Genomic DNA, 22,352 nt, shown 5'->3' with positions numbered 1-22,352 from the left:
TTAAAAAATTAAAAAATCTTTCGATTTTAATGAATCTACCTCTATTTCATAAGAGGTTATTATTTGAGGGATTTTTTTTATTATATCTATAATCTTTACAATTGAGTTATGATCAAAATCTCCTTCTAGTTTTAAGAAAAAGTCAACCTTCTTCTTTTCTGGTATCAAACGTGTAATTGAATCACTTTGATTAAAAAGGCTTATTGATTCTGCTTCAAGAGTTGACTTATATACATTTGCTATTAAAAACCAATCTTGATATAATTTCGTATTAGTATACTCATATATTGCATAAGATGATTGATTTCCTTTTGTAACAAAATCTAAATCATAAGTTGCTCTATTAAATTTAATTTGTAAAAATTTATTTAGTAAATACGCTAATTTATACTCACTTAGAGTTGTATGAATTCCAATTAATCTATAATTATAATTAGAAAACTCATTTATATTCACCTCGTAAATAGGCATAAAAACAATTATTTGCTTTTGCTAAATTAAGAAATGTATAGAAAATACTATGTAAAATTTATGAAAACGTTTATTGTTTATACGTTAAGATTTTAGCATTTGTTTTTGCATTGCAAAATAAACCCTTTTAGCTGCAATTTCTTCTGCTTTTTTCTTAGAGGTAGCTCTTCCCTTAGCTACAATACTACCATCAATACTTACGCGTACACTAAAATGTTTTTTACTCTGGTTACCTGAGTCTTCGTATGATTCAAACTTATACTTTTTCTTCTGCTTTTGACACCATTCTATAACAAAACCTTTATAACTAGATATTTTACCTTCTAATCTTTCAATATCTACATAAGGCATTATTACTTGCTCGTAAATAAACTGGTGGCAATAATTGTATCCTCTATCTAAGTAAATTGCACCTACCAGAGCTTCAAAAATATTTCCGTGAATATTATTGCTAACGTGCTCTTTAGAAATATTACTCTTTATAAATCTAATCAACTCTAGATCTTTACCTAAGCTATTTAAATGCTCTCTACTTACTATTTTAGATCGCATTTGTGTTAAATACCCTTCATCTCCTTCAGGTACTTTTTTAAATAAATAGGAAGCAATTACAGTTCCTAAAATAGCGTCACCTAAAAACTCTAACCGTTCGTAGTTTATTGGATGCCCTTTACTATCTACTAATTTTAAAGATCTGTGCGTAAATGCTTTTTTATAATACGATAACTTAATTGGTTTAAAATTAAGCAGCTCTTTTAATTCGTAGTAGAAGTTTTCATCCTCTTTGTTTTGGGGTTTAACAATTCTACGAAGAAAATTCATAAAAGATTAATCTAGTTTTCTAAAGGCTATACAAGCATTATGCCCACCGAAACCAAATGTGTTGCTCATAGCAACTTTAATATCTCTTTTTTGAGCATTATTCAACGTTAGGTTTAATTCTGGATTGATGTTTTCATCAACATTAACATGATTAATTGTTGGAGGAACAACACCATGTTCCATTGCTAATAATGATGCTATTGCTTCAATAGCACCTGCAGCCCCCAACAAGTGTCCAGTCATAGACTTTGTTGAGTTAATATTAATGTTCTTTGCATGATCTCCAAAAACTTCAGATATTGCTTTTAATTCAGCAACATCTCCTAAAGGTGTTGAAGTCCCATGTGTATTAATATGATCTACATCTTCAGGTTTTATACCTGCGTTTTCTAAGCAGTTTTTCATTACTGCAATTACACCTATTCCATCTGGGTGAGGTGCTGTCATATGGTAAGCATCTGACGATAACCCTCCACCAATAACTTCAGCGTAAATCTTTGCTCCTCTAGCCTTAGCATGTTCATACTCTTCTAAAACTATAGCTCCTGCACCTTCTCCTAAAACGAATCCATCACGTTCAGCATCAAATGGTCTTGAAGCTGTTTCTGGACTCTCATTTCTAGTAGATAGGGCGTGCATAGCGTTAAAACCACCCATACCTGCAATTGTAACAGCAGCTTCACTTCCCCCTGTTACAACTACATCACAATGACCTAGTCGAATATAGTTCAAAGCATCAATCATAGCATTTGCAGACGATGCACAAGCAGATACCGTAGTATAGTTAGGCCCCATAAATCCATTTTTAATAGAAATATTCCCAGGGGCAATATCTGCAATCATTTTTGGAATAAAAAAAGGATTGAAACGAGGAGATCCATCTCCTTCAGCATAATTTAACACCTCATTTTGAAACGTTTCCAATCCTCCAATACCAGCTCCCCAAATAACACCAACTCTTAATTTGTTAACATCATCTAGATTTAGCTTAGCATCAGCAATTGCTTCATCTGAAGCAACCATCGCATATTGCGTAAACTTATCCATTTTACGCGCCTCTTTTCTGTTTATAAAATCGGTCGCGTTGAAATCTTTAAGCTCACATGCGAAACGAGTTTTGAACTTGGCAGCATCAAAATACGTTATAGGTGCTGCTCCGCTAACTCCGTTAACCAAGCTATTCCAATACTCTTCTTTATTGTTTCCTATTGGCGTTAATGCGCCAAGTCCAGTTACTACAACTCGTTTTAATTGCATATAATCTTATTTTTTTGCGTCTTCAATATAGCTAATCGCTTGACCTACAGTACCAATGTTTTCTGCCTGATCATCTGGAATTTGAATATCAAATTCTTTTTCGAATTCCATGATTAACTCAACCGTATCTAAAGAATCTGCTCCTAAATCGTTTGTGAAGCTTGCTTCGTTAGTTACTTCGTTATCGTCTACTCCTAATTTGTCTACGATAATTGCTTTTACTCTTGATGCAATGTCTGACATAATTTGTTTGTTTTAAAATTTAAAATCGAGGCAAAAATACAAATCTTAGTTATTAATTCTAATTTTTGCTCAAAAATGTGATGTCTAAAATAAAAAAAATACCTGAATATTTTGCTACATACACCACCATTGTTAATAATTATTCTTTTTTTTGTAGTAACAAAACAACTAAATTTTAACATGAAACGCATCGTTATTTTTGCTTCTGGTTCGGGTTCTAATGCCGAAAACATCATAAAACACTTCAATTCAACTAAAACTGCAATTGTTACTCATGTGCTTTCTAACAACCAACGCGCCAAAGTTTTTGACCGTTGCGAACGACTAAACATTGATGCATCTTTATTTGATAGAGAAAGCTTTAGTAAAGATGACACTGTTTTAAACTTTTTACTCGCTGAAGCTGATATTATTGTATTAGCTGGTTTTTTATGGCGTATTCCTTCTAAAATTGTGGAAGCTTTCCCTAATAAAATAATCAATATACACCCAGCATTGTTACCAAAATATGGAGGAAAAGGAATGTACGGAATGAACGTACATAATGCTGTAAAAGAAAATAATGAAGCTGAAACAGGTATTACTATACATTACGTGAATGAAAATTATGACGAAGGTGCTATTATCTTCCAAGCTAAAACAGCTATTTCATTTGATGATACTCCAGAGACTATAGCAAAGAAAGTTCATGAATTAGAATATAAACATTTCCCAAAGGTTATAGAAGAAGTTATTTTACACAATGAGTAAGAAGAAAAAATATTATGTAGTTTGGAAGGGAAAAAAAACAGGTATTTTTTCATCTTGGGATACTTGTAAAAAGCAAATTGATGGTTTTACTGGTGCACAATACAAAGCTTTTGCTGATAAAAACGAAGCTGAATTAGCCTTAAAAAAAAGCTATAATGACTATAAAGGAAAAGATACTAAAAAAATAAGCCTTTCCGCAAAAGAAAAAGCCAAATACGGCTCTCCCATCTTAGAAAGCATTTCTGTTGACGCTGCTTGTGCCGGAAACCCTGGCTTAATGGAATACAGAGGGGTATTAACTCATAACAAGAAAGAAATATTTAAAATGGGACCATTTAATAACGGCACTAATAATATTGGTGAGTTCTTAGCTCTTGTACATGGAATTGCTTTGTTAAAAAGTAAAAATATGGATTCTCTCCCTATTTATTCTGACTCTAAAATCGCTATGAGTTGGGTTAAAAAGAAGCAATGCAGAACCAATATTACATTTGATAGTTCTAATAAAGAAATTTTAGATTTAATTAGACGTGCTGAAAAATGGTTGGAAGAGAATTCTTATAAAAACCCGTTATTAAAGTGGGAAACTAAGGCTTGGGGTGAAATCCCTGCTGATTTTGGTAGAAAATAAAAAAACCGAGTATCTAAAATACTCGGTCTAATTTTCTTATTCGGCAAAATATTAACTTATTTCACTGCCATTTTGGTCTCTTCCTTCCAAGTTTGTACGCTTGCTATGGCATTGTCTTTAAAATCAATTTCTTTTAACCCATCTTCTTTCCACATAAACCATTTACCTACTTTTTTTCCTGCTTCATAATGACCGATAGTTACTTTATTTCCTTTTTTATCAAAAGAAGTCCAAGTACCTGTTAACTTTTTATCTTTGAAAAAACCTTGCTCTTTAATAGTGCCATCTTTATAAAAATAAGTAGCTTTTACTAAGTCTCCTTCAACTTCATATTTTGGTTCCACGTCTTGAGCTTGCATAAATGAAACCGACAACATACAAACTGCTATTATTAATTTTTTCATAATGTAAATCTTTTAAAGTTAATACCTCTTAACACAAATATACAAAAAATTTACATATTAAAAACATTTACATAACATTAAATTAACATTAGATGTTTCATCTGCATAAAAACATTATTAAAAGCTTATATTTACATGTATTAATCTTTAAAAAAATTATTATGGCAGTAATGAAAGTTATTGAAATTTTAGCAAACTCTGAAAAAAGCTGGGAAGATGCTACTAGAAAAGCAATTAAACAAGCTTCTAAATCGGTAAAAGGAATTAAATCTGCTTTTGTACAATCACAAAGTGTGGTTGTTAATGATGATGAAGTAACTGAGTTTAGAGTAAACCTAAAAGTAACTTTTGAAGTAAATTAACATCAATATAAACTAGTCACTTACCATATGCGGTTTTAGTAGTTGCTCGAGCAGCATATTTCATCTTTATTAATTATCATGAACATTATACAATATTCTCTTTTAACTCTAGTAGCTATTATTCATTTATATATTCTTGTACTAGAGATGCTTTTATGGACCAAACCTAAAGGAATAAAAACCTTTGGTTTAAAATCAAAAGATTTTGCTGAGGAAACAAAAGTATTAGCCGCTAATCAAGGGTTATACAACGGTTTTCTTGCAGCTGGTTTAACTTGGTCTATTTTATCACAAAAAATTGATGTGGGAATATTTTTCTTGATTTGTGTTTTTATTGCTGGTCTTTATGGTTCTTTTTCTACAAAAAAACCTCGTATTTTTGTCATTCAGTCTATTCCTGCTTTATTAGGTTTAATCAGTTTAATACTATAAAAATCTAACCGCTACTTATTAAAAATCATTTATTAACAACTAAAATTTACCATAAAAATGGAAAAGTATTTTGAAAAATTTCAAGATTTAATAATGACATACGCTCCGAAAGCGATTATGGCTATTATTATTTACATTGTAGGTTCTTACATTATTGGACTACTACTTAAAGCTACAAGAAAAATAATGATTAAAAGAGAAGTAGACATTACGCTACAAAAGTTCTTAGTTAATTTACTACATTGGACTTTAAAAATCCTTTTAATAATCACAGTAATAGCAAAACTAGGTGTTGAAACCACGTCTTTTGCTGCTATTTTAGCCTCAGCTGGTTTGGCTGTTGGTCTTGCTTTACAAGGTTCTTTAGGTAATTTTGCTGGCGGTGTTTTAATTATGCTTTTTAAACCTTTTAAGATTGGAGATTTAATAGAGGCTCAAGGTGAAATTGGTGTTGTAAAAGAAATAGAAATATTTACTACCAAGCTTACGGGCTTATCTAACAAAGAAATAATTATACCTAATGGTTCTTTATCTAATGGGAACATTGTTAATTACTCTGCCGAAGGTACACGTAGAGTAGATTTAACCTTTGGTGTTTCTTACGATGCTGATATTAAACAAACCAAAGAAATATTAATGAATGTTATTACCTCGCACCCAAAAGTATTAAAAGACCCTGCTCCTACAGTAAATGTATCTGAATTGGCAGATAGTTCTGTAAATTTTGCTGTGAGACCTTGGTCTAAAACAGAAGATTATTGGGCTGTATATTTTGATATAACTGAAAACACAAAAATAGCCTTAGATAATGCTGGAATTGAAATTCCTTACCCTCACTCAGTAGAAATCCACAAAGAGGGTTAACGTTTTTTTTCAGGCGTAACTACAAAATCTTTTAAATAAAAAGGTTCAAAATAAGCGACATCTTCGATGTCGTTTTTTTTGTACTTATCTAAACTTAACTGAACCATTTCTTTTGCAGAAGGAAACTCTCCATCAATAAAAACTGCATTTTCGTTCACAATTACTCCTTTACACTTTTCTGCTCCATCACCTATAAAGTATACCTTCCCTTTAGATAAATATTCTTCAAAAGAACTTTCATTTATGATTTCTGCTTTTATATCTCTTACCTGTTCGTATTTAGAATTATATACAGCTGCATATACTTCCATACGACGTGCGTCTAACATCGGGACAACAACTCCTTCCTTTACAGAAACTTTATGAGCTAATGATTGTAATGTTTCAATAGATATTAAAGGCTTGTCAAAAGCAAAACATAATCCTTTTGCTGCTGACACTCCAATACGTAGTCCTGTATAAGAACCAGGACCTTTACTTACTGCAACAGCATCAATATCATTAAAAGAAAGCTTTGCTTTTTTCATTACTTGTTGAATAAATGGATGCAGCTTTTCAGCATGTGAATAATTTCCATCATTTAACTCTTGTAAAGCTAAAAGCTCTCCTTTTATTGCTACGCTAACCGAACAGTTTTTTGTTGCTGTTTCTATGTGTAAGATTGTTGCCAAATCTGAAAATTTATTTTTGGCAAAGATACATTATAAAGAAAAACCTCATTAGTAAAATTCTAACAAGGCTTTTTCAACAATAAATAAATTTTTCTTAGTTAGTCAACAATTGACTCCCCGTAATAAAATTTCAATACTTTCGTTTTAAATACATAATCATATTTAGCCCTAATCATTGCTCCTTCTGCATTTACTAATCGATTACGTACTTGATCAAAATCAAATTGAGTCATTGATCCATAGTCATAACTAACTTGTGCATTTTTAAAGGCTTCTTTTTGAGCCTCTAATGATACTTGTGCTGCTTCATATGTTTTAGCAGCTGCTTTAGCATCTAAAAAAGCTCTTTCAATTTCTTGTTGCAACTGTAATTTTTGACTTTCCAATCTAAATTCACTAATTGAATTATTTACAATAGATCGTTCAACATTAGCATCATTTCTAAACCCATTAAAAATTGGAATATTAACGCTAAATCCTAGGCTAAAACCTAAATTACCATCTAACTGATCTAAAAGCCTACCTGCTGGAGCTGAAGGATCTAAAAAATACCTATAATTTGTGTTGGCTCCTAAAGAAGCATTGATAGTAGGATAATATCCTGATTTAGCAATTTCAACACCTAATTTAGTGCTTTCAACATCTAATTTAGCTCTTTCTATATCTGGCCAAACAGTTAATGCTTTTTCATATACCACATTTGCGTTATCATATAATAATGCTGCTGAAGGAGACCCTACTTCAATATCTGCTACATTAAAATCTTTAGAAGGAATTTGTAATAATTGACTTAATCTTAATAAAGCTATACTCAAAGTATTTTCTTGTAGTACTACATTTTGAACATCATTTGCAGCCGTAGATTCAACGTTTAATAAATCTCCTTTGGGTATTACTCCTCCTTCAAACTGAGCTCTTGCTCTTTCAATTTGCTTTTTACTGATTTCTGCTTGCACCTTAGCTACTGATAAATTTTCTTTAGCAAATAATACATTTAAATACTCATTAACTACATTAAGTGAAATATCATTTTCTACTTTGGCTAAATCTAGTTTACTCCCTTCTACTCCTAATACTGCTTGCTTTTTTTGATTTAAGTTTTTAAAACCATTAAAAACCGTATAACTAGCATTTACACCTAACGCCCCTCCAAATAGGGTTGTATTTTCTGTTCTGTTTTGAGATACAGGGTCAAATGAAGACCCAGTAGAAAGGTTTCCTGATGTTGAAGCATTTATACTTGGTAAAAAATTAGCTTTATTACTTTTAACATCTGCTTCAGCAATCTCAATATTTAAGCGGTTTTGCTTAACTGTTATATTATTTTTTAATGCGTAATCTACACACTCTTTAAGTGTCCATTGTTTTTGTGAAAAAACAGCTACAGAAGTAAAAATAGCTGCAAATAATGCAATTTTAGTTTTCAAAAGATCAATATTTTTTATTTAAACTCAGTTAGTTGATATTTCTAAAAGTAGAAATATATCGCTTTTCTATTAATTACAAAAGCTAGCAAACAATTTTATAACTTAATATGTAAATATGGTAAGTTATTTTATTTATTGCTACTATGTGACGATTAAAACAAAAAAATGTTACAAAAAATTCTTGATTTTTAGGAAAACTAATTTTTTGCTTTCTTTTTGTGACGATAAATAAAGTAAAATAAAAGTCCGACTAATATATATGGAAACACCATTAAATAAGTTATTCCATTATTTACTCCTTCAGCAATAGTTTCATTTCCTCCTTCTATCACTGCCTTACACATTGCACATTGTGCTGAAGTATTGAAAGAAAAACCAAGTAATATTAAAAATATAATCTTTTTAAACATAATAAGGTGATATCATTAAATAAACAACTACTCCAGTAACCGCTACATATAACCATAAGGGAAATGTAATTTTTGCTATTTTTTTATGTTCAGGAAAATTACCCAAACGAGCCCTCATAAAAGTTATCAATACAAATGGAATAATGATTATTGACAATAATATATGAGTAATTAAGATGAAAAAATACACATATTTAATTATTCCTTCTCCTCCAAATTTAGTAGAATCTGAAGTCATGTGATATGCTACATACATCACTAAGAATAGTGCTGAACAAACAATAGCTGTGGTATTTAGCTGTTCATGTAATTTTATTTTTCCGTTTTTGATTGCAACTACTGAAGCGACGAGCAACATAGCCGTAAAACCATTTATACTAGCATAAATAGGCGGTAAAAAAGACAATGGTTCTACATTAGGTATTTTAATTCCAAATAGAGCAGCTACTGCTATAGGGATTACGATAGAAACTATAGTAATAAATTTTTTATATTTTTTTTCTTCTGTTGCACTCATGTTACTCTTTCAGTAATAACTTAATATCTTCTTTTAACTCACTAATTTGGTTTCCGAAATTATGTTCATCTAAGGCTCTGTAATACATAATTGGATTTCCATGTTCATCATATCTTGAACGGATATATCCATCTTTATCTACTAATGCAAACAAACCAGAATGTTCAAATCCACCATGGCTAGCTTCTCCTTTCCCTGCATACAGCTTAAAACCTTCATTTGACAAATCGTATACAACATCCTCTGGTTTTCCAGTAAGTAAATGCCAGTTTCTATGGTTTATACCATTATTCTTAGCATATTCTTTCAATTGGTGTGGTGTGTCAATTTCTGGAGTAATTGAAAATGATGCTATACCAAAATTAGGATTCCCCATAAATTCATTTTGAATTTCTACCATTTGTGCATTCATTAAAGGACAGATAGTAGGACAAGTGGCAAAAAAGAACTCAACTACATATACTTTTCCTTCGTAGTCCTTATTGGTGATTGTTTCACCGTCTTGATTGATAAATTCGAAGTCGGGTACTTTATTAAATTTATGCAGATTTGCTGTTTGAAAATGTGCTATAATCTTAGGAATTGCATAAATACCAAAAAGCAATACTATTAGTGAAATACCTATGTATGAATAATTTTGTTTTTTCATGTGAGTCTTCCTTAAATTTCTCTATCTGCGTTATTCTTTTTTAATGCCAAACGATATTCAGCCAATACTACCTTAACATCATCTTTCATTTTATTGTTTAATTCAGCTACAGACTTCATATTATAACCAAACAACTTTCCTCCTAAACTATCTTCATCATCTGTTCTGCCTCTTAAGCTCCCATTTTTATCAATTATAAAAGCTTTTGAAGAATGTAAATTTCTATCTAATGATTGGTTTGTTTTAAAGCTATCATACAGTACCTCAATTTCAGCATCACTAGCAAAGATAAAGTTCCATTTTATCATATTGGTATAAACTCCTATTTCCTTCTGAAGTTTTTCTACTTCTTCTTTTGCTTCTTTAGAAGCAATAACAACTAGCTGAAAGTCTTTGAATCCATAAAATGGTTTATAGATTTTTTCATTGAGATTAAATAATTCTCCTTTTGCGTCTTGTACATTACTTCCTATAAAGGTAACTATTGATATTCTCTTATCAAACTGATCTTTATTACTAATTGATGAGACATCAATTACATTTTCTGTTAGTACAGGTAACTTAGCAAAGTTATTAATTCCTAATGACAAAAATATATAAAACAATAGCGGCACAATAAACAGTGCAAATAACACTATGTTTCTTTTCGTTTTATTCATTTTTAATGTTCTTATATAAAAAAAGGTGGTTTACACCACCTTTTAACTGTTTTTATACGATTACCATTTTACTAATGGTGATAATGTTTCAAATAAGTAATCACCTTCAATTAAAACGAGTGTAACTAAATAGCAAATTAAGAAAACTCCCGTCCAAACTATAGAACGCCTAAGCCATGGCTTTTCTCCTTCTAAATGCATAAAAGCCCATGCTATATAATATGCTTTTACGATTGTTAATATTATAAATATCCAGTTTAACCAACTAGTACCCCAACCATGTAGGTGTAAAGATGCTGGTTTAATAATACCTAATACTACCTCTACTGTTGTAACTATTGTTAAGATTGCTAAAACAACCCAAATTCTTTTTGTATTTGATTCGTGTGCGTGACCCATTTTTACTATTGTTTTTTTTAATTATACTAAGTAGAAGAAAGTAAATACAAATACCCAAACTAAATCTACAAAGTGCCAATATAAACCTACCTTCTCAACCATTTCGTAGTGTCCTCTACGTTCGTAAGTACCTAATACAACGTTAAAGAAAATAATGATATTTAAAATAATACCTGAAAATACGTGAAATCCGTGAAATCCTGTAATAAAGAAAAAGAAATCAGCAAAAATAGGATTTCCATACTCATTTTCTATTAAGTTAGCACCTTCAACAACTTTTGTAGCTGTAGCTAACTTTGCAATACTTTCTTCTCTTGACAAAACAATTTTTTGTTTCGTTTCAGGATTAATTTTTTCAATTCTTATTAATAAAGATGGATCTGCTTTAAAAGCTTCTTGTACCTGAGCTACTGAATACTGAGAAATAGTTGCTTCATTTTGAAACCATAAACCATTTTCTCTGGTGTGTTGTATTCTTTCATCTTTTCTATCGTTATGAACAAAATCTACTAATGCAATTTGATGACCATCTTTTACAAACTGTAAAATATGATTATCTGCAGACTTTACAGCTCCATAAGAACCATTAATAAAGTTTTTCCATTCCCAAGCCTGTGACCCAACGAAAATAATACCAAAAACGATAGTAGCAAACATATACCAAGCTACTTTTTTCTTTTGCATTTTATGACCTGCATCTACAGCTAACACCATTGTTACCGACGATACAATTAAAATAAATGTCATTAATGCTACATAGTACATCGGTGCATGTACACCGTGTAATCCAGGAAAGTGTGTAAATACCTCATCAGCAATAGGCCAAGAATCAATAAATTTAAAACGTGTTAAACCATACGCTGCTAAAAAGCCCGAAAAAGTTAATGCATCTGATACGATGAAAAACCACATCATCATTTTACCATAACTAGCTCCAAATGGTTTTACACCACCTCCGCCCCAGGTCTCTTTGTTGTCAGAATTTACAGCAATATTTGCTCCCATAAATCTCTTATTGTTAATTTTTGTTAAATCAGTGCGCCAAAATTACGCATTTTTCATCATCTAATAAAATAGAAAAAGAAAAATAGATAAATCCATAGCACATCAACGAAATGCCAAAAGATTGCACCTAGTTCAAATCCAAGCATATCAGCTGAAGAATACTTCTTTTTAAAATGATTATAAATAACGACAAAAAGCACTATTACACCCGCTAATAGGTGTAAAACATGCATAAACGTAATTCCTATAATAAATGATGTAGACACTGTGCTTTCAGGACCTGTAAAGTAAAGCCCTACAGCTTTTAGCTCGTTAAACCCTACATATTGATACCATACAAAACCTAACCCTAAGACTAAAGTAATTAGTAATAAAGTAAACGAAGCTTGTATATTATCTTTTTTTAATAGTTTTTGAGAAAAAAACAGCGTAACACTACTCAACACTATTAATACAGTACTTATGTAAAAAGCTTGAGGTAAATCAAACGTCACCCAGTCTTCACGGTTCATACTAACAACATAAGCACTTGTTAACCCTGCAAAAAACATTACCATACTAATCATGGAAATCCACAACATAGGTTTTGCCGATTTACGTTTTGCTACTTTTAACTCCTCTTGTAACGTTTGTTCACTCATTAGTGTAAAAATTTATCTACCACATAAATAATGGGTACAATTGTAATGTAAAAAACACTCGCTAACATTAACTTACGAGCATCTGTATTTTTTTCTGTTTTGTATAACTGTATCGCGTAATACAACATCAACACTCCTAATAATAAAATAATTACTGCTGTTATAGGATATATATAAAAATCTCCCGTCACCTTTAATACAGGCGCAATCGACATTAAAATCATAATACATGTATAAAAGATAATCTGAACAACAGCTCCTTTGTCTTTCTTATCCATTGGAAGCATATGCAACCCTGCTTTATTGTACTCTTCAAACTGAAGCCACCCAATAGCCCAAAAGTGTGGAAATTGCCAAAAAAACTGAATCATAAATAAAAACCCTGCTTCTATACCAAATTTTCCTGTTGCAGCTACCCAACCTAACATAAAAGGAATAGCCCCAGGAATAGCCCCTACAAAAACAGCCAAAGGTGTTACAGCTTTTAACGGTGTGTAAGCACTTGTATATAAAAAGATAGAAATTGCGCCAAATAAGGCACATTTAGGATCGATTACGTATAATATAGCAATACCAGCAACAGTAAATAGTGTAGCAATAATTAAAGCTACAGTTGCTGACATTCTTCCAGAAGGTAAAGGACGGTTTTTAGTACGTTGCATTACGGCGTCAATATCCTTTTCTATTACTTGGTTAAAAGCATTTGACGCTCCAACCATTAAATATCCTCCTAAAGCTAATAAAATTATTGTAGTGTAATTAATCGATTCTGCCCCTAATAAATATCCAGTGATAGAAGTAAAAACCACACTAATAGACAACCCAACTTTCGTTAACTGTTTAAAGTCTTTAACTATTGATTTTATGGAAGTTTTAGTATGTACAGATGAAACAGAATCCACTTCTAATTTTAAAAATTTCTGCAAAGATATTCCATTCTTATTGAACAACCATAAAATTTTATTGGAATTAAAATTAAAAAAAAATGAAAACTGCTTTGTAATTAAAAAAATGGTGTTATATTTGCACCCGCATTCGCAGTAATGCACGTTCATTAAAATAAAAAATGACTACGCGAAAGTAGCTCAGGGGTAGAGCATCACCTTGCCAAGGTGAGGGTCGCGGGTTCAAATCCCGTCTTTCGCTCAATCCTTTTTATAAAAGAGTATGCTGAAGTGGTGGAATTGGTAGACACGTTGGACTTAAAATCCAATGAGCCGTAATGCTCGTGCGGGTTCAAGTCCCGCCTTCAGTACCAAGAAACCTCACTTATATGAGTGAGGTTTCATTTTAAAAGTAGTCATTAACAAAGCACATACGCTGAAGTGGTGGAATTGGTAGACACGTTGGACTTAAAATCCAATGGGCCGTAATGCCCGTGCGGGTTCAAGTCCCGCCTTCAGTACAAAAGCCTTAACATTTATTTGTTAAGGCTTTTTTGTTTTATAAAATTTACACCTATCTTAGCTTTTAAAATTAAAAATTATGAAAAGGAATACAGCCCTATTTTTTCTTATAACAGTCCTAATAGTTACTTTGTCTTGTAACAAAGAATACATACTAATAAATAATTACATTTCAAGTAACGAAAATGAAATACTAAGCTTTTCTATCAAAAAAGGAAATTTTATTAAAAATTTTGAAATTTCAGAAGACTCTATTATAGGTCTAATTCCCGACTACGTAGAACTGGACGATGTTGAATTAGAAGTATTTATTTCTGAAAAATCCACCATAAACCCAGATCCAAAATCAATCACAAAAATAAACAAACCACTAACTTTTACTGTAACCGCAGAAAATGGCACTACTAAAACCTATACTATTGATATTAAAAGAGAATTAAGCGACCAAAACGATATCATTTCTTTTAAAATTAAAACAACAAATCAAACATTAGCAACAAGTATTGATAATATAGAAAATAAAATAACAAAAAAACTTCCTACTTTTTTAAACCTCTCTAACCTAACAACTGAAATAAACATATCAGAAAAAGCTTCAATTTCTCCTCTACCAAGCGATATAATAGATTACTCTTCCCCTGTTAACTTTACAGTTAAGGCAGAAAATGGCGTTGAAAAAACTTACACCGTAATTCTAGAACACGTTAGCAACTCTTTTTCAAACACCTGTAATCAATCAAATGCTAATAAATGGTTTGGCGGAGACAGCAGAACTAACGCTCCAGATATATCACCATACGATAGAAACCTAGGAACTGGTCAAAGTGTATTATTCCAAAACGACACAGAGTTATCCTCTTTTAGTGTTAAACTAGAAAGCAACTTTAAACATCATGAAACTGGAACTCCACATAATAAGACAATTAAACTAAACCTAGACATTAGAAACATAAGAGGTGAAATAGTTTCCACTGCCATAACAGAGTTAGACTCAACATTTCTTGGTGGATGGGTTGACTTTAATCTTTCTGATTTACAACTATTTTTTGAAGCAAATACTGAATATATATTCACATGGTACTTGATTGACGGAGCTAACTTAGGTGTAAATACAGGCTCTTCCGCATACATTAGTAGTGGAAACGGACTTTGTTTTGGACAAGGTTACTCTGGTCAGTCCAATATATCCTTAAATAATAATCTGAAAAACTGGAATACTTGGATAAAACATGAATGGTACTTCAATATAAAACTTCAGGGAAAACAATAATTTTAAAACCTTAACAAATAAATGTTAAGGTTTTTTTGTATCAAACTTTTAAAAACATCCTCTGTAATGTTCCCTCAAAACCTACGTCTAAACTTTAAAATCGAAAATCATGCGAAATATATTTTTACTGTTAAGTTTAGCTTTCTTCTTAAATTCTACTGCTCAAACCAACACTTTTGATGCGTTACTAAAAAAACATGTAAATACAAAAGGAAGTGTTAACTACAAAGGATTTAAACAAGACAAAGCTAAACTTCAAGCTTATTTAGATGAGTTAGCAAACATAAAACCTCAAAAATCTTGGTCAGCTTCAAAAGCTAAAGCCTTTTGGGCAAACGCATATAATGCGTACACCATTCAACTAATTTTGGACAATTATCCCCTTAAAAGCATTATGAATATTAAAAAGAAAGGTAAAGACGCATGGAGTATTCCTTTTGCTAAAGTTGGCGGTAAAACCTACACCTTAAATCAAATTGAACATGAAATTTTACGTAAAAAATATAGCGACCCAAAAATTCATGTCGCTGTAAACTGCGCATCAGGCTCTTGTCCTCAATTACCAAATTATGCCTTCACAGAAAAAAATTATGAATCAAAAACTACTCTTTTAATGAAAAAGTTTATCAATGATTCTTCAAGAAATAAAATCTCAGAAAATAACATCCAATTATCTAAAATATTCGAATGGTTTCAAGGAGATTTCACAAAAAAAGGAGACTTAATCAATTTTCTAAATCAATACTCAAATGTAAAAATTAATCAAAAAGCAAAGGTTAGTTATTTAAAATACGATTGGTCTTTAAATGGAAAATAATCTCATTACCCTTTTGTAAAACAGCAGTGAAAACAATTTGGTATTTTTACTTTTTTAATAGAAATGAAATAACATGTCAAAAACATACTACGATCCAGCCGACTTACGAAAGTTTAGCAAAGTAACAGAATGGAGTGAAGAATTAGGAAACAAGTTCTTTGATTATTACGGAAAAGTCTTTGAAGAAGGAGCTCTAACCGCACGTGAAAAAAGCTTAATCGCTTTAGCTGTTGCACATACTGAACAATGCCCTTATTGTATTGATGCATACACTAAAGACGGATTACAACGAGGTATTACTAAAGAGGAAATGATGGAAGCCATTCATGTAGGAGCTGCCATTAAAAGTGGAGCAACTTTAGTACACGGGGTTCAAATGATGAATAAAGTCAATAAATTAGAAATGTAAGCAGAAAACTAATTTTGAAAATCAAAATTATGTGAATCGCTTATCCCGAGCATTAGTTTCAATCAAAGTGTATTTTGATTGAAACTACATTAGGAACTAGTCGAAGGATATTAAACACTAAAAAAGATGAGAAGCTGACCTTATTTCAGCTTTATAAAAAGGATAATGAAAAAATCTTTAAAATCTAGAAACAACGATTTAGCTAACACGCAACGCCAGCTTGAAATCATCTCAAACGGAATTTTTGCTGATGGTGAATTACCTACGTTTGCCAAAAAACTCAAAGAGACCAATCAGTTTCCATTACGTCCTAAAAAATTAGAAATTCTTCAAATTAATTTAGGGTACATGTGTAATCAAGTTTGTGCACATTGCCATGTTGATGCTGGTCCTGACCGAAAAGAAATTATGACCACAGAAACCATGGAGCAATGTTTAGATGTGATTCGAAAAACTGGAGCACACACCCTGGATTTAACGGGTGGAGCTCCTGAAATGAATCCGAATTTTCGATGGTTTGTAGAAGAAGCTTCCAAAGCAGGAATTAAAGATTTTATTGTGCGCTCTAACTTAACTATTATTAGAGCGAATAAAAAGTATTACGATTTACCCGAGTTTTTTAAAAAGCACAATGTACATGTAGTTTCTTCTATGCCTCACTGGACTCGTGGAAAAACCGACAAACAACGCGGTGATGGTGTTTTCGACAAATCTATTGAAGCTTTAAAAATGCTAAATGCTGTGGGATATGGAATTGAAGGAACTGGCTTACAACTAGATTTAGTCTATAATCCATCAGGAGCTTTCTTACCAGGAGACCAAGCAGCTTTGGAAGCTGATTTTAAAAAAGCTTTGAAAGAAGATTTTGATATTATTTTCAATTCACTTTTTGCTATTACCAATTTACCTATCAGTCGATTTTTAGATTACTTAATTGCTTCCGAAAATTATGAAGATTATATGTATTCGTTAGTAGAAGCCTACAATCCTATGGCAGTAGAAAATGTAATGTGTACCAACACACTATCGGTAAGTTGGGACGGATATTTATATGATTGCGATTTCAATCAAATGCTAAATCTAAAAGTAGCAAGCAAATCACAGCACATTTCTAAATACAACGAAGCATTATTACAAAACAGAAATATCATTATCAATCAACACTGTTATGGTTGTACCGCTGGTGCAGGAAGTAGTTGTCAAGGAACCGTAGCATAGCTCAATGAATTAATAAAACAATGAAGTTATGTAAAAGTAAAATAATGTCACATCGAGTGGTTTTTCTGACATTTTGGAAGAAAAATTGTATCGAGATATAATCACTTTAATTCTCTATAGATTTTATCAAACACCGTGAATGTTTTTTAGATATGAAAAACCTCTTCTTTCTCATATTATTAATATCCGTAAATTCTTTTTCTCAAAAGAACCTAGAACAGTTATTGAAAAAATATAATACTGAAAGTGTTCCGTATATTTCTGTTAGTGAACTACAAAAAGAAAAGCCTTTCGACTCCGCTCAAGGTGACAACACAATTATACTCGACGCTCGTGAACCTAGAGAATTCAAAGTCAGTCATCTTAAAAATGCTATTTGTGTCGGTTATGATCTTTTTAATTTAGAAAACACCTTAACAAAACTTCCTAAAAACAAGAATACCAAAATTGTAGTATATTGTTCTTTAGGAATCCGTTCAGAAGACATTGCCGAAAAACTACAAAAAGAAGGTTTTATCAACATTTTTAACCTATATGGTGGTATTTTCGAATGGAAAAACCAAGGAAACACAATCGTTAACCTACAAAACAAACCTACAGAAAAAGTCCATGCTTTCAATAAAGAATGGAGTAAATGGTTACACAAAGGAGAAAAAATATATGAATAATCAAAATGAAGTGTCATTTCGAGAGCAGTCGAGAAATCTTCTTCTAATATTTACTAGAAACCCAGAATTAGGTAAAGTAAAAACACGTTTAGCTAAAACAATTGGAGACGAAGCTGCGTTAGATATTTATAAATTCTTATTAGAACACACAAAACAAGTTACCCAAAATTTAACTTGCGATAAAGCTGTATACTACTCGGTAAAAGTTCACGAAAATGATATTTGGAATGCTCCAGTATATCAAAAGCACCTGCAAGAAGGAAACGATTTAGGTATACGAATGCACAACGCTTTTCAACAAGCATTTTCTACTGGATATGAAAAAGCTGTAATTATTGGTAGTGATCTACCTGATTTAACTTCCGAACACATCAATGAAGCTTTTGAAAAATTGAATTCTAATGATGTAGTTATGGGGCCTGCAGAAGATGGTGGTTATTACCTATTAGGCATGAAAAAACTCCATGCTAATATTTTTCAAAATAAAGACTGGGGAACCTCAACTGTTAGAAAAGATACCTTAAACGATTTACAAAACGAATCAGTACATTTGTTAGAAACCTTAAATGATGTAGATGTTTTTGACGACATCAAAAACAACCCAGTATTCAATCAATTTTTAAACTAACCGTCATTACAAGGGAGTATACGAACGAAGTAATCTGCCTATCTCGAAGTCATAACTTAAAGATTGCTTCGCTATCGCTCGCAATGACAAACACAATATAAAATGCTAAAAAAACAACAACTACAAGAAACACAAGAATTTCTTCAACACAAAGGAATTACCAACCCAGAAATAGGAATTGTTTTAGGAACAGGTTTAGGGAAATTAGTCGATGAAATAACCATTGAACAAGAAGTACCGTATGCTGACATTCCACACTTTCCACAAGCAACTGTAGAATTTCATTCAGGAAAATTAATCTACGGAACCTTATCGGGTAAAAAAGTAGTGGTTATGTCTGGTCGTTTTCATATGTACGAAGGGTATAATCTATGGGAAGTGACCTACGGTATTAGAACTATGCACGCACTAGGTATTAGAACTTTGTTAGTTTCTAATGCTGCAGGCGCTATCAACCTTTCTTATAAAAAAGGAGATTTGATGTTGCTTGAAGATCATTTGAATTTACAAGGTGGTTCTCCCCTAGCCTTTAAAGGAGCTAATGAGTTTGGAAATATTTTTGCCGATATGCTTGAACCGTATTCAAAAAAATTGAATACAAAAATGAAAGCTATTGCCAAAGCTAACGACATAGACCTGAAAGAAGGTGTATATGCTAGTGTTGTAGGTCCGCAATTGGAAACTAGAGCTGAGTATAGAATGTTACAAATTTTAGAAGTAGATGCAGTAGGAATGAGTACCGTACCTGAAGTAATCGTAGCAAAACAACTCAACATTCCGTGTGCAGCTGTTTCGGTATTAACCGATGAATGCGATCCTAAAAATTTACAACCTGTAAATATTAGCGAAATTATTGAAGTTGCTGGAAAAGCAGAACCTAAAATGATCACGCTTTTTAAAGAATTAATTAATGAATTATAACATCATTCCGAACATAGTGAAGGAATCTTTTTAATGGAAGTAGCATCCAACCTTGAGGTTTCTCGCTTTAGCATGTCTTAAGCGGCAGTCGAAAGGCTCGAAATAACAAAACAAATTATAAAGCAAGACTATTAGAATCAAGAACCTAGACAAACAACACAAGTCTTTATTCTTTTATCTAACAGCGTAGCGGTCTTTAATCTTAAAAAATATGAGTTACTTAGAAACCACCAAAAATGTATACAAAGAAGCAGCGTTAACCCCTGATGTTGGTTTATGCTGTACAACAAACCCTATTTGGGAGTTACCAGGATTAAAAATTCCGAAAATCATGCAAGAAATGAACTACGGATGTGGTTCTACCGTACATGCTCGTGATTTAACCAACAATCCTAAAATATTATATGTAGGTGTTGGTGGCGGAATGGAATTGTTACAATTCTCTTATTTCTCACGTCAGAAAAACGGAGTGATTGGAATTGATGTGGTAGATGAAATGCTAGAGGCTTCTCGAAAAAATTTTGTGGAAGCAGAAGCTCAAAATCCTTGGTTCAAAAGTGAGTTTGTCGATTTACGAAAAGGAGATGCGTTACACTTGCCTGTAGAAGATAATTCGATTGATGTGGCTGCTCAAAACTGTTTATTTAACATTTTTAAAGCTGAAGAACTAAAAAAAGCCATTGCTGAAATGTACCGCGTGTTAAAACCTCACGGACGTTTGGTGATGAGTGACCCTACGTGTGAGCAACCTATGAACGAAACCTTGCGTAATGACGAACGTTTACGTGCCTTATGTTTAAGCGGAAGTTTACCGATTACGGAATACGTAAAAATGCTGACGGATGCTGGTTTTGGAACTATTGAAATTAGAGCACGTAAACCATACAGAATTTTAGACCCCAAAAATTACCCTACCGATGAATTGATTTATATCGAATCGATTGAAGTAGCTGCGATTAAAGATCCAATGCCTGCTGATGGTCCATGTGTATTTACAGGTAAAGCTGCCATTTACTTTGGAGATGAAGACTATTTTGATGACGGAGCAGGACACACCTTATTAAAAAATCAACCCTTAGCGATTTGTGATAAAACAGCCGCAGCTTTAAAAGCGTTAGGAAGAGACGATATATTTTTCTCAGAATCTACCTATCATTACGATGGTGGTGGATGTTGTTAGACGTAAACTACTTTAGTTCTGAACCTCGCTAAAGCGAGGTTTTTTATTGCAAAAAAGGTTAACTTCGCCTCTAAAAAATAAAGTTTTTTATAAACTTACAACCATAAAAACACTTTTAAAAACAACCATGATAAAACCAAAAAAATTACAAAAAGGAGATAAAGTAGCTACAATTTCTTTATCATGGGGAGGTGCTGGAGAAATACCTAATAGATATCAAATAGGAAAAAAACAGATACAAGATAATTTTGATTTAGAAGTTGTTGAAACTAGAAATGCGTTAAAACCTGCTAAATGGATTTATGAAAACCCAAAAGCAAGAGCTGAAGACTTAATGGAAGCTCTTGAGGACAAGTCTATAAAAGCAATCATTTCTAACATTGGAGGAGACGACAGCATAAGAATGCTACCTTTTATCGATTTAGATATTATTAGAAAAAACCCAAAAATTTTTATTGGTTTCTCAGACTCTACTGTAACACATTTTTGTTTTTATAAAGCGGGAGTAACATCTTTTTATGGAACTTCAACACTTGTTGGATTTGCTGAAAATAATGGAATGCATCAATACCAAATAGATGACATTAACCAAACTTTATTTTCTAATAAAATTATAGGGAAAATTAGCCCTAATACTGAAGGTTGGACATCTGAACGATTAGAATGGGAAAATCCAGAAAACCAAAATATATCAAGACAGTTAACAAAACCTAAAGGATGGAAATTTTTACAAGGTACAAAAACAGTATCGGGAGAACTATTAGGGGGGTGTTTTGATGTTTTAGAAACCTTAAAAGACACCAAATTATGGGTAACCCCTTCAGATTGGAAAGGTAAAATATTGTTTTTTGAAACATCAGAAGCAATGATGCCTCCCCATTATTTTCTTTGGATTTTAAGAAACTATGTTGCTTCTGGTATTATACATAATATTAAAGGATTAATAGTTGGTAGACCTTACAATAATCAATATGTAGTAGAATATGAGAAAGCATTAATTCAAGTAATTAGAGACGAAACTGGTTTAACAGATTTACCAATAATTACAGAAATGGATTTTGGACATACTTGCCCTACTTTCACAATTCCCTACGGAATAAAAGCAGAAATAAACCCCGTAGATAAAACTTTTTCTATAATTGAAAGCGCTCTAACAAATTAAAACCAATTTCTAATCACATCTCTCTTAACCCAAACCATTATATTACACTCTTACAATTT

29 protein-coding genes and 3 tRNA genes are annotated in these 22,352 nt (G+C 32.0%); 17 read left to right on the top strand and 15 right to left on the bottom strand.

What is annotated here, in order from left to right; translation table 11 throughout:
- The 4 genes from MHM83_RS03745 to MHM83_RS03730 all read right to left on the bottom strand — a co-directional run bounded on the left by MHM83_RS03745 (position 1) and on the right by MHM83_RS03730 (position 2,793).
- Complete coding sequence (locus MHM83_RS03745) at positions 1 to 471, bottom strand: IPExxxVDY family protein (protein WP_047788248.1); 471 nt, start codon at positions 469 to 471, stop codon at positions 1 to 3.
- A gap of 84 nt (positions 472 to 555) precedes the next feature.
- The gene (rnc, locus tag MHM83_RS03740; RefSeq protein WP_047788247.1) at positions 556 to 1,293 is read right to left on the bottom strand and encodes a ribonuclease III; all 738 of its coding nucleotides are present in this window, start codon (positions 1,291 to 1,293) and stop codon (positions 556 to 558) included.
- A 6-nt stretch (positions 1,294 to 1,299) separates the two neighbouring features.
- A complete protein-coding gene (gene fabF / locus MHM83_RS03735; protein ID WP_159509347.1) occupies positions 1,300 to 2,550 on the bottom strand; it encodes a beta-ketoacyl-ACP synthase II in 1,251 nt (416 codons plus the stop codon).
- A gap of 6 nt (positions 2,551 to 2,556) precedes the next feature.
- Positions 2,557 to 2,793: an acyl carrier protein gene (locus MHM83_RS03730; protein WP_028891431.1), complete on the bottom strand. Its 237-nt coding sequence runs from the start codon at positions 2,791 to 2,793 to the stop codon at positions 2,557 to 2,559.
- 180 nt (positions 2,794 to 2,973) lie between these two features.
- On the opposite strand from MHM83_RS03730, the gene purN reads away from it, so the two are divergent.
- Entirely contained in the window at positions 2,974 to 3,543 is a 570-nt protein-coding gene (purN, locus tag MHM83_RS03725; protein ID WP_159610807.1) for a phosphoribosylglycinamide formyltransferase, read from the top strand.
- Positions 3,536 to 4,174 (top strand): ribonuclease H1 domain-containing protein, encoded by a 639-nt coding sequence (locus MHM83_RS03720; protein ID WP_239178436.1) that lies wholly within the window; start codon positions 3,536 to 3,538, stop codon positions 4,172 to 4,174. The genes purN and MHM83_RS03720 overlap by 8 nt, the downstream gene beginning before the upstream one ends.
- Positions 4,175 to 4,230: 56 nt before the next feature.
- Here the strand turns inward: MHM83_RS03720 and MHM83_RS03715 are convergent, their stop codons facing one another.
- Entirely contained in the window at positions 4,231 to 4,578 is a 348-nt protein-coding gene (locus MHM83_RS03715) for a toxin-antitoxin system YwqK family antitoxin (protein WP_047788243.1), read from the bottom strand.
- A 161-nt stretch (positions 4,579 to 4,739) separates the two neighbouring features.
- Here MHM83_RS03715 and MHM83_RS03710 point away from each other — a divergent pair, with 161 nt between their 5' ends.
- The 3 genes from MHM83_RS03710 to MHM83_RS03700 all read left to right on the top strand — a co-directional run bounded on the left by MHM83_RS03710 (position 4,740) and on the right by MHM83_RS03700 (position 6,236).
- Complete coding sequence (locus tag MHM83_RS03710; RefSeq protein ID WP_047788376.1) at positions 4,740 to 4,940, top strand: dodecin family protein; 201 nt, start codon at positions 4,740 to 4,742, stop codon at positions 4,938 to 4,940.
- A gap of 78 nt (positions 4,941 to 5,018) precedes the next feature.
- A complete protein-coding gene (locus tag MHM83_RS03705; protein ID WP_047788242.1) occupies positions 5,019 to 5,372 on the top strand; it encodes a DUF1304 domain-containing protein in 354 nt (117 codons plus the stop codon).
- Between the two features lie 57 nt (positions 5,373 to 5,429).
- Entirely contained in the window at positions 5,430 to 6,236 is an 807-nt protein-coding gene (locus MHM83_RS03700) for a mechanosensitive ion channel family protein (RefSeq protein WP_047788241.1), read from the top strand.
- Here the strand turns inward: MHM83_RS03700 and tsaB are convergent.
- The 10 genes from tsaB to cyoE form a co-directional block, all read right to left on the bottom strand.
- A complete protein-coding gene (gene tsaB / locus MHM83_RS03695) occupies positions 6,233 to 6,907 on the bottom strand; it encodes a tRNA (adenosine(37)-N6)-threonylcarbamoyltransferase complex dimerization subunit type 1 TsaB (protein ID WP_047788240.1) in 675 nt (224 codons plus the stop codon). The two genes, MHM83_RS03700 and tsaB, sit on opposite strands and share 4 nt — an antisense overlap.
- 98 nt (positions 6,908 to 7,005) lie before the next feature.
- Positions 7,006 to 8,334, bottom strand: a complete 1,329-nt coding sequence (locus MHM83_RS03690) for a TolC family protein (RefSeq protein WP_047788239.1) — start codon at positions 8,332 to 8,334, stop codon at positions 7,006 to 7,008.
- A 197-nt stretch (positions 8,335 to 8,531) separates the two neighbouring features.
- A complete protein-coding gene (locus tag MHM83_RS03685) occupies positions 8,532 to 8,744 on the bottom strand; it encodes a hypothetical protein (protein WP_047788238.1) in 213 nt (70 codons plus the stop codon).
- Positions 8,737 to 9,261 carry a DUF420 domain-containing protein gene (locus MHM83_RS03680; RefSeq protein ID WP_047788237.1) on the bottom strand — a complete coding sequence of 175 codons (525 nt, stop codon included), beginning with the start codon at positions 9,259 to 9,261 and terminating at the stop codon, positions 8,737 to 8,739. The genes MHM83_RS03685 and MHM83_RS03680 overlap by 8 nt, the downstream gene beginning before the upstream one ends.
- A gap of 1 nt (position 9,262) precedes the next feature.
- Positions 9,263 to 9,910, bottom strand: coding sequence for an SCO family protein (locus MHM83_RS03675; RefSeq protein WP_159509341.1), 648 nt, complete (start codon positions 9,908 to 9,910; stop codon positions 9,263 to 9,265).
- Between the two features lie 11 nt (positions 9,911 to 9,921).
- Positions 9,922 to 10,569 carry a hypothetical protein gene (locus tag MHM83_RS03670; protein ID WP_047788235.1) on the bottom strand — a complete coding sequence of 216 codons (648 nt, stop codon included), beginning with the start codon at positions 10,567 to 10,569 and terminating at the stop codon, positions 9,922 to 9,924.
- Between the two features lie 60 nt (positions 10,570 to 10,629).
- Positions 10,630 to 10,968, bottom strand: coding sequence for a cytochrome C oxidase subunit IV family protein (locus tag MHM83_RS03665; RefSeq protein WP_047788234.1), 339 nt, complete (start codon positions 10,966 to 10,968; stop codon positions 10,630 to 10,632).
- 21 nt (positions 10,969 to 10,989) lie between these two features.
- Complete coding sequence (locus MHM83_RS03660; protein ID WP_239178433.1) at positions 10,990 to 11,973, bottom strand: cytochrome c oxidase subunit 3; 984 nt, start codon at positions 11,971 to 11,973, stop codon at positions 10,990 to 10,992.
- 56 nt (positions 11,974 to 12,029) lie between these two features.
- Entirely contained in the window at positions 12,030 to 12,614 is a 585-nt protein-coding gene (locus MHM83_RS03655) for a cytochrome c oxidase subunit 3 (protein WP_047788232.1), read from the bottom strand.
- The gene (gene cyoE, locus MHM83_RS03650; RefSeq protein ID WP_047788375.1) at positions 12,614 to 13,516 is read right to left on the bottom strand and encodes a heme o synthase; all 903 of its coding nucleotides are present in this window, start codon (positions 13,514 to 13,516) and stop codon (positions 12,614 to 12,616) included. The genes MHM83_RS03655 and cyoE overlap by 1 nt, the downstream gene beginning before the upstream one ends.
- Positions 13,517 to 13,688: 172 nt before the next feature.
- Here cyoE and MHM83_RS03645 point away from each other — a divergent pair.
- The 12 genes from MHM83_RS03645 (at position 13,689) to MHM83_RS03590 (ending at position 22,293) form a co-directional block, all read left to right on the top strand.
- Positions 13,689 to 13,760: transfer RNA gene (locus tag MHM83_RS03645), tRNA-Gly, on the top strand.
- Positions 13,761 to 13,783: 23 nt separating this feature from the next.
- Positions 13,784 to 13,872 (top strand) — tRNA-Leu (locus tag MHM83_RS03640).
- A gap of 61 nt (positions 13,873 to 13,933) precedes the next feature.
- Positions 13,934 to 14,019: transfer RNA gene (locus tag MHM83_RS03635), tRNA-Leu, on the top strand.
- 80 nt (positions 14,020 to 14,099) lie between these two features.
- Entirely contained in the window at positions 14,100 to 15,290 is a 1,191-nt protein-coding gene (locus MHM83_RS03630) for a DUF5018 domain-containing protein (protein WP_239178431.1), read from the top strand.
- Between the two features lie 109 nt (positions 15,291 to 15,399).
- Positions 15,400 to 16,107 carry a DUF547 domain-containing protein gene (locus MHM83_RS03625; protein ID WP_159610792.1) on the top strand — a complete coding sequence of 236 codons (708 nt, stop codon included), beginning with the start codon at positions 15,400 to 15,402 and terminating at the stop codon, positions 16,105 to 16,107.
- A gap of 73 nt (positions 16,108 to 16,180) precedes the next feature.
- Positions 16,181 to 16,516 carry an arsenosugar biosynthesis-associated peroxidase-like protein gene (locus tag MHM83_RS03620; RefSeq protein ID WP_239178429.1) on the top strand — a complete coding sequence of 112 codons (336 nt, stop codon included), beginning with the start codon at positions 16,181 to 16,183 and terminating at the stop codon, positions 16,514 to 16,516.
- Positions 16,517 to 16,678: 162 nt separating this feature from the next.
- A complete protein-coding gene (gene arsS / locus MHM83_RS03615; RefSeq protein WP_239178800.1) occupies positions 16,679 to 17,734 on the top strand; it encodes an arsenosugar biosynthesis radical SAM (seleno)protein ArsS in 1,056 nt (351 codons plus the stop codon).
- A 224-nt stretch (positions 17,735 to 17,958) separates the two neighbouring features.
- Positions 17,959 to 18,402 (top strand): rhodanese-like domain-containing protein, encoded by a 444-nt coding sequence (locus MHM83_RS03610; protein WP_370641884.1) that lies wholly within the window; start codon positions 17,959 to 17,961, stop codon positions 18,400 to 18,402.
- Entirely contained in the window at positions 18,395 to 19,030 is a 636-nt protein-coding gene (locus MHM83_RS03605; protein ID WP_239178426.1) for a TIGR04282 family arsenosugar biosynthesis glycosyltransferase, read from the top strand. Before MHM83_RS03610 ends, MHM83_RS03605 begins: the two co-directional genes overlap by 8 nt.
- Before the next feature lie 102 nt (positions 19,031 to 19,132).
- Positions 19,133 to 19,951, top strand: a complete 819-nt coding sequence (locus MHM83_RS03600; protein ID WP_239178425.1) for a purine-nucleoside phosphorylase — start codon at positions 19,133 to 19,135, stop codon at positions 19,949 to 19,951.
- 211 nt (positions 19,952 to 20,162) lie between these two features.
- Positions 20,163 to 21,131, top strand: coding sequence for an arsenosugar biosynthesis arsenite methyltransferase ArsM (gene arsM, locus MHM83_RS03595; RefSeq protein ID WP_159610788.1), 969 nt, complete (start codon positions 20,163 to 20,165; stop codon positions 21,129 to 21,131).
- Positions 21,132 to 21,258: 127 nt separating this feature from the next.
- A complete protein-coding gene (locus tag MHM83_RS03590) occupies positions 21,259 to 22,293 on the top strand; it encodes a S66 family peptidase (RefSeq protein WP_239178424.1) in 1,035 nt (344 codons plus the stop codon).
- Positions 22,294 to 22,352: the final 59 nt, after the last annotated feature.

It is taken from the genome of Tenacibaculum sp. Mcav3-52 (genome assembly GCF_022347665.1).
Lineage (GTDB): Bacteria > Bacteroidota > Bacteroidia > Flavobacteriales > Flavobacteriaceae > Polaribacter > Polaribacter mesophilus.
Note: the sequence above shows the minus strand (reverse complement) of the source record. Positions and strands in the feature narration are given on the sequence as shown.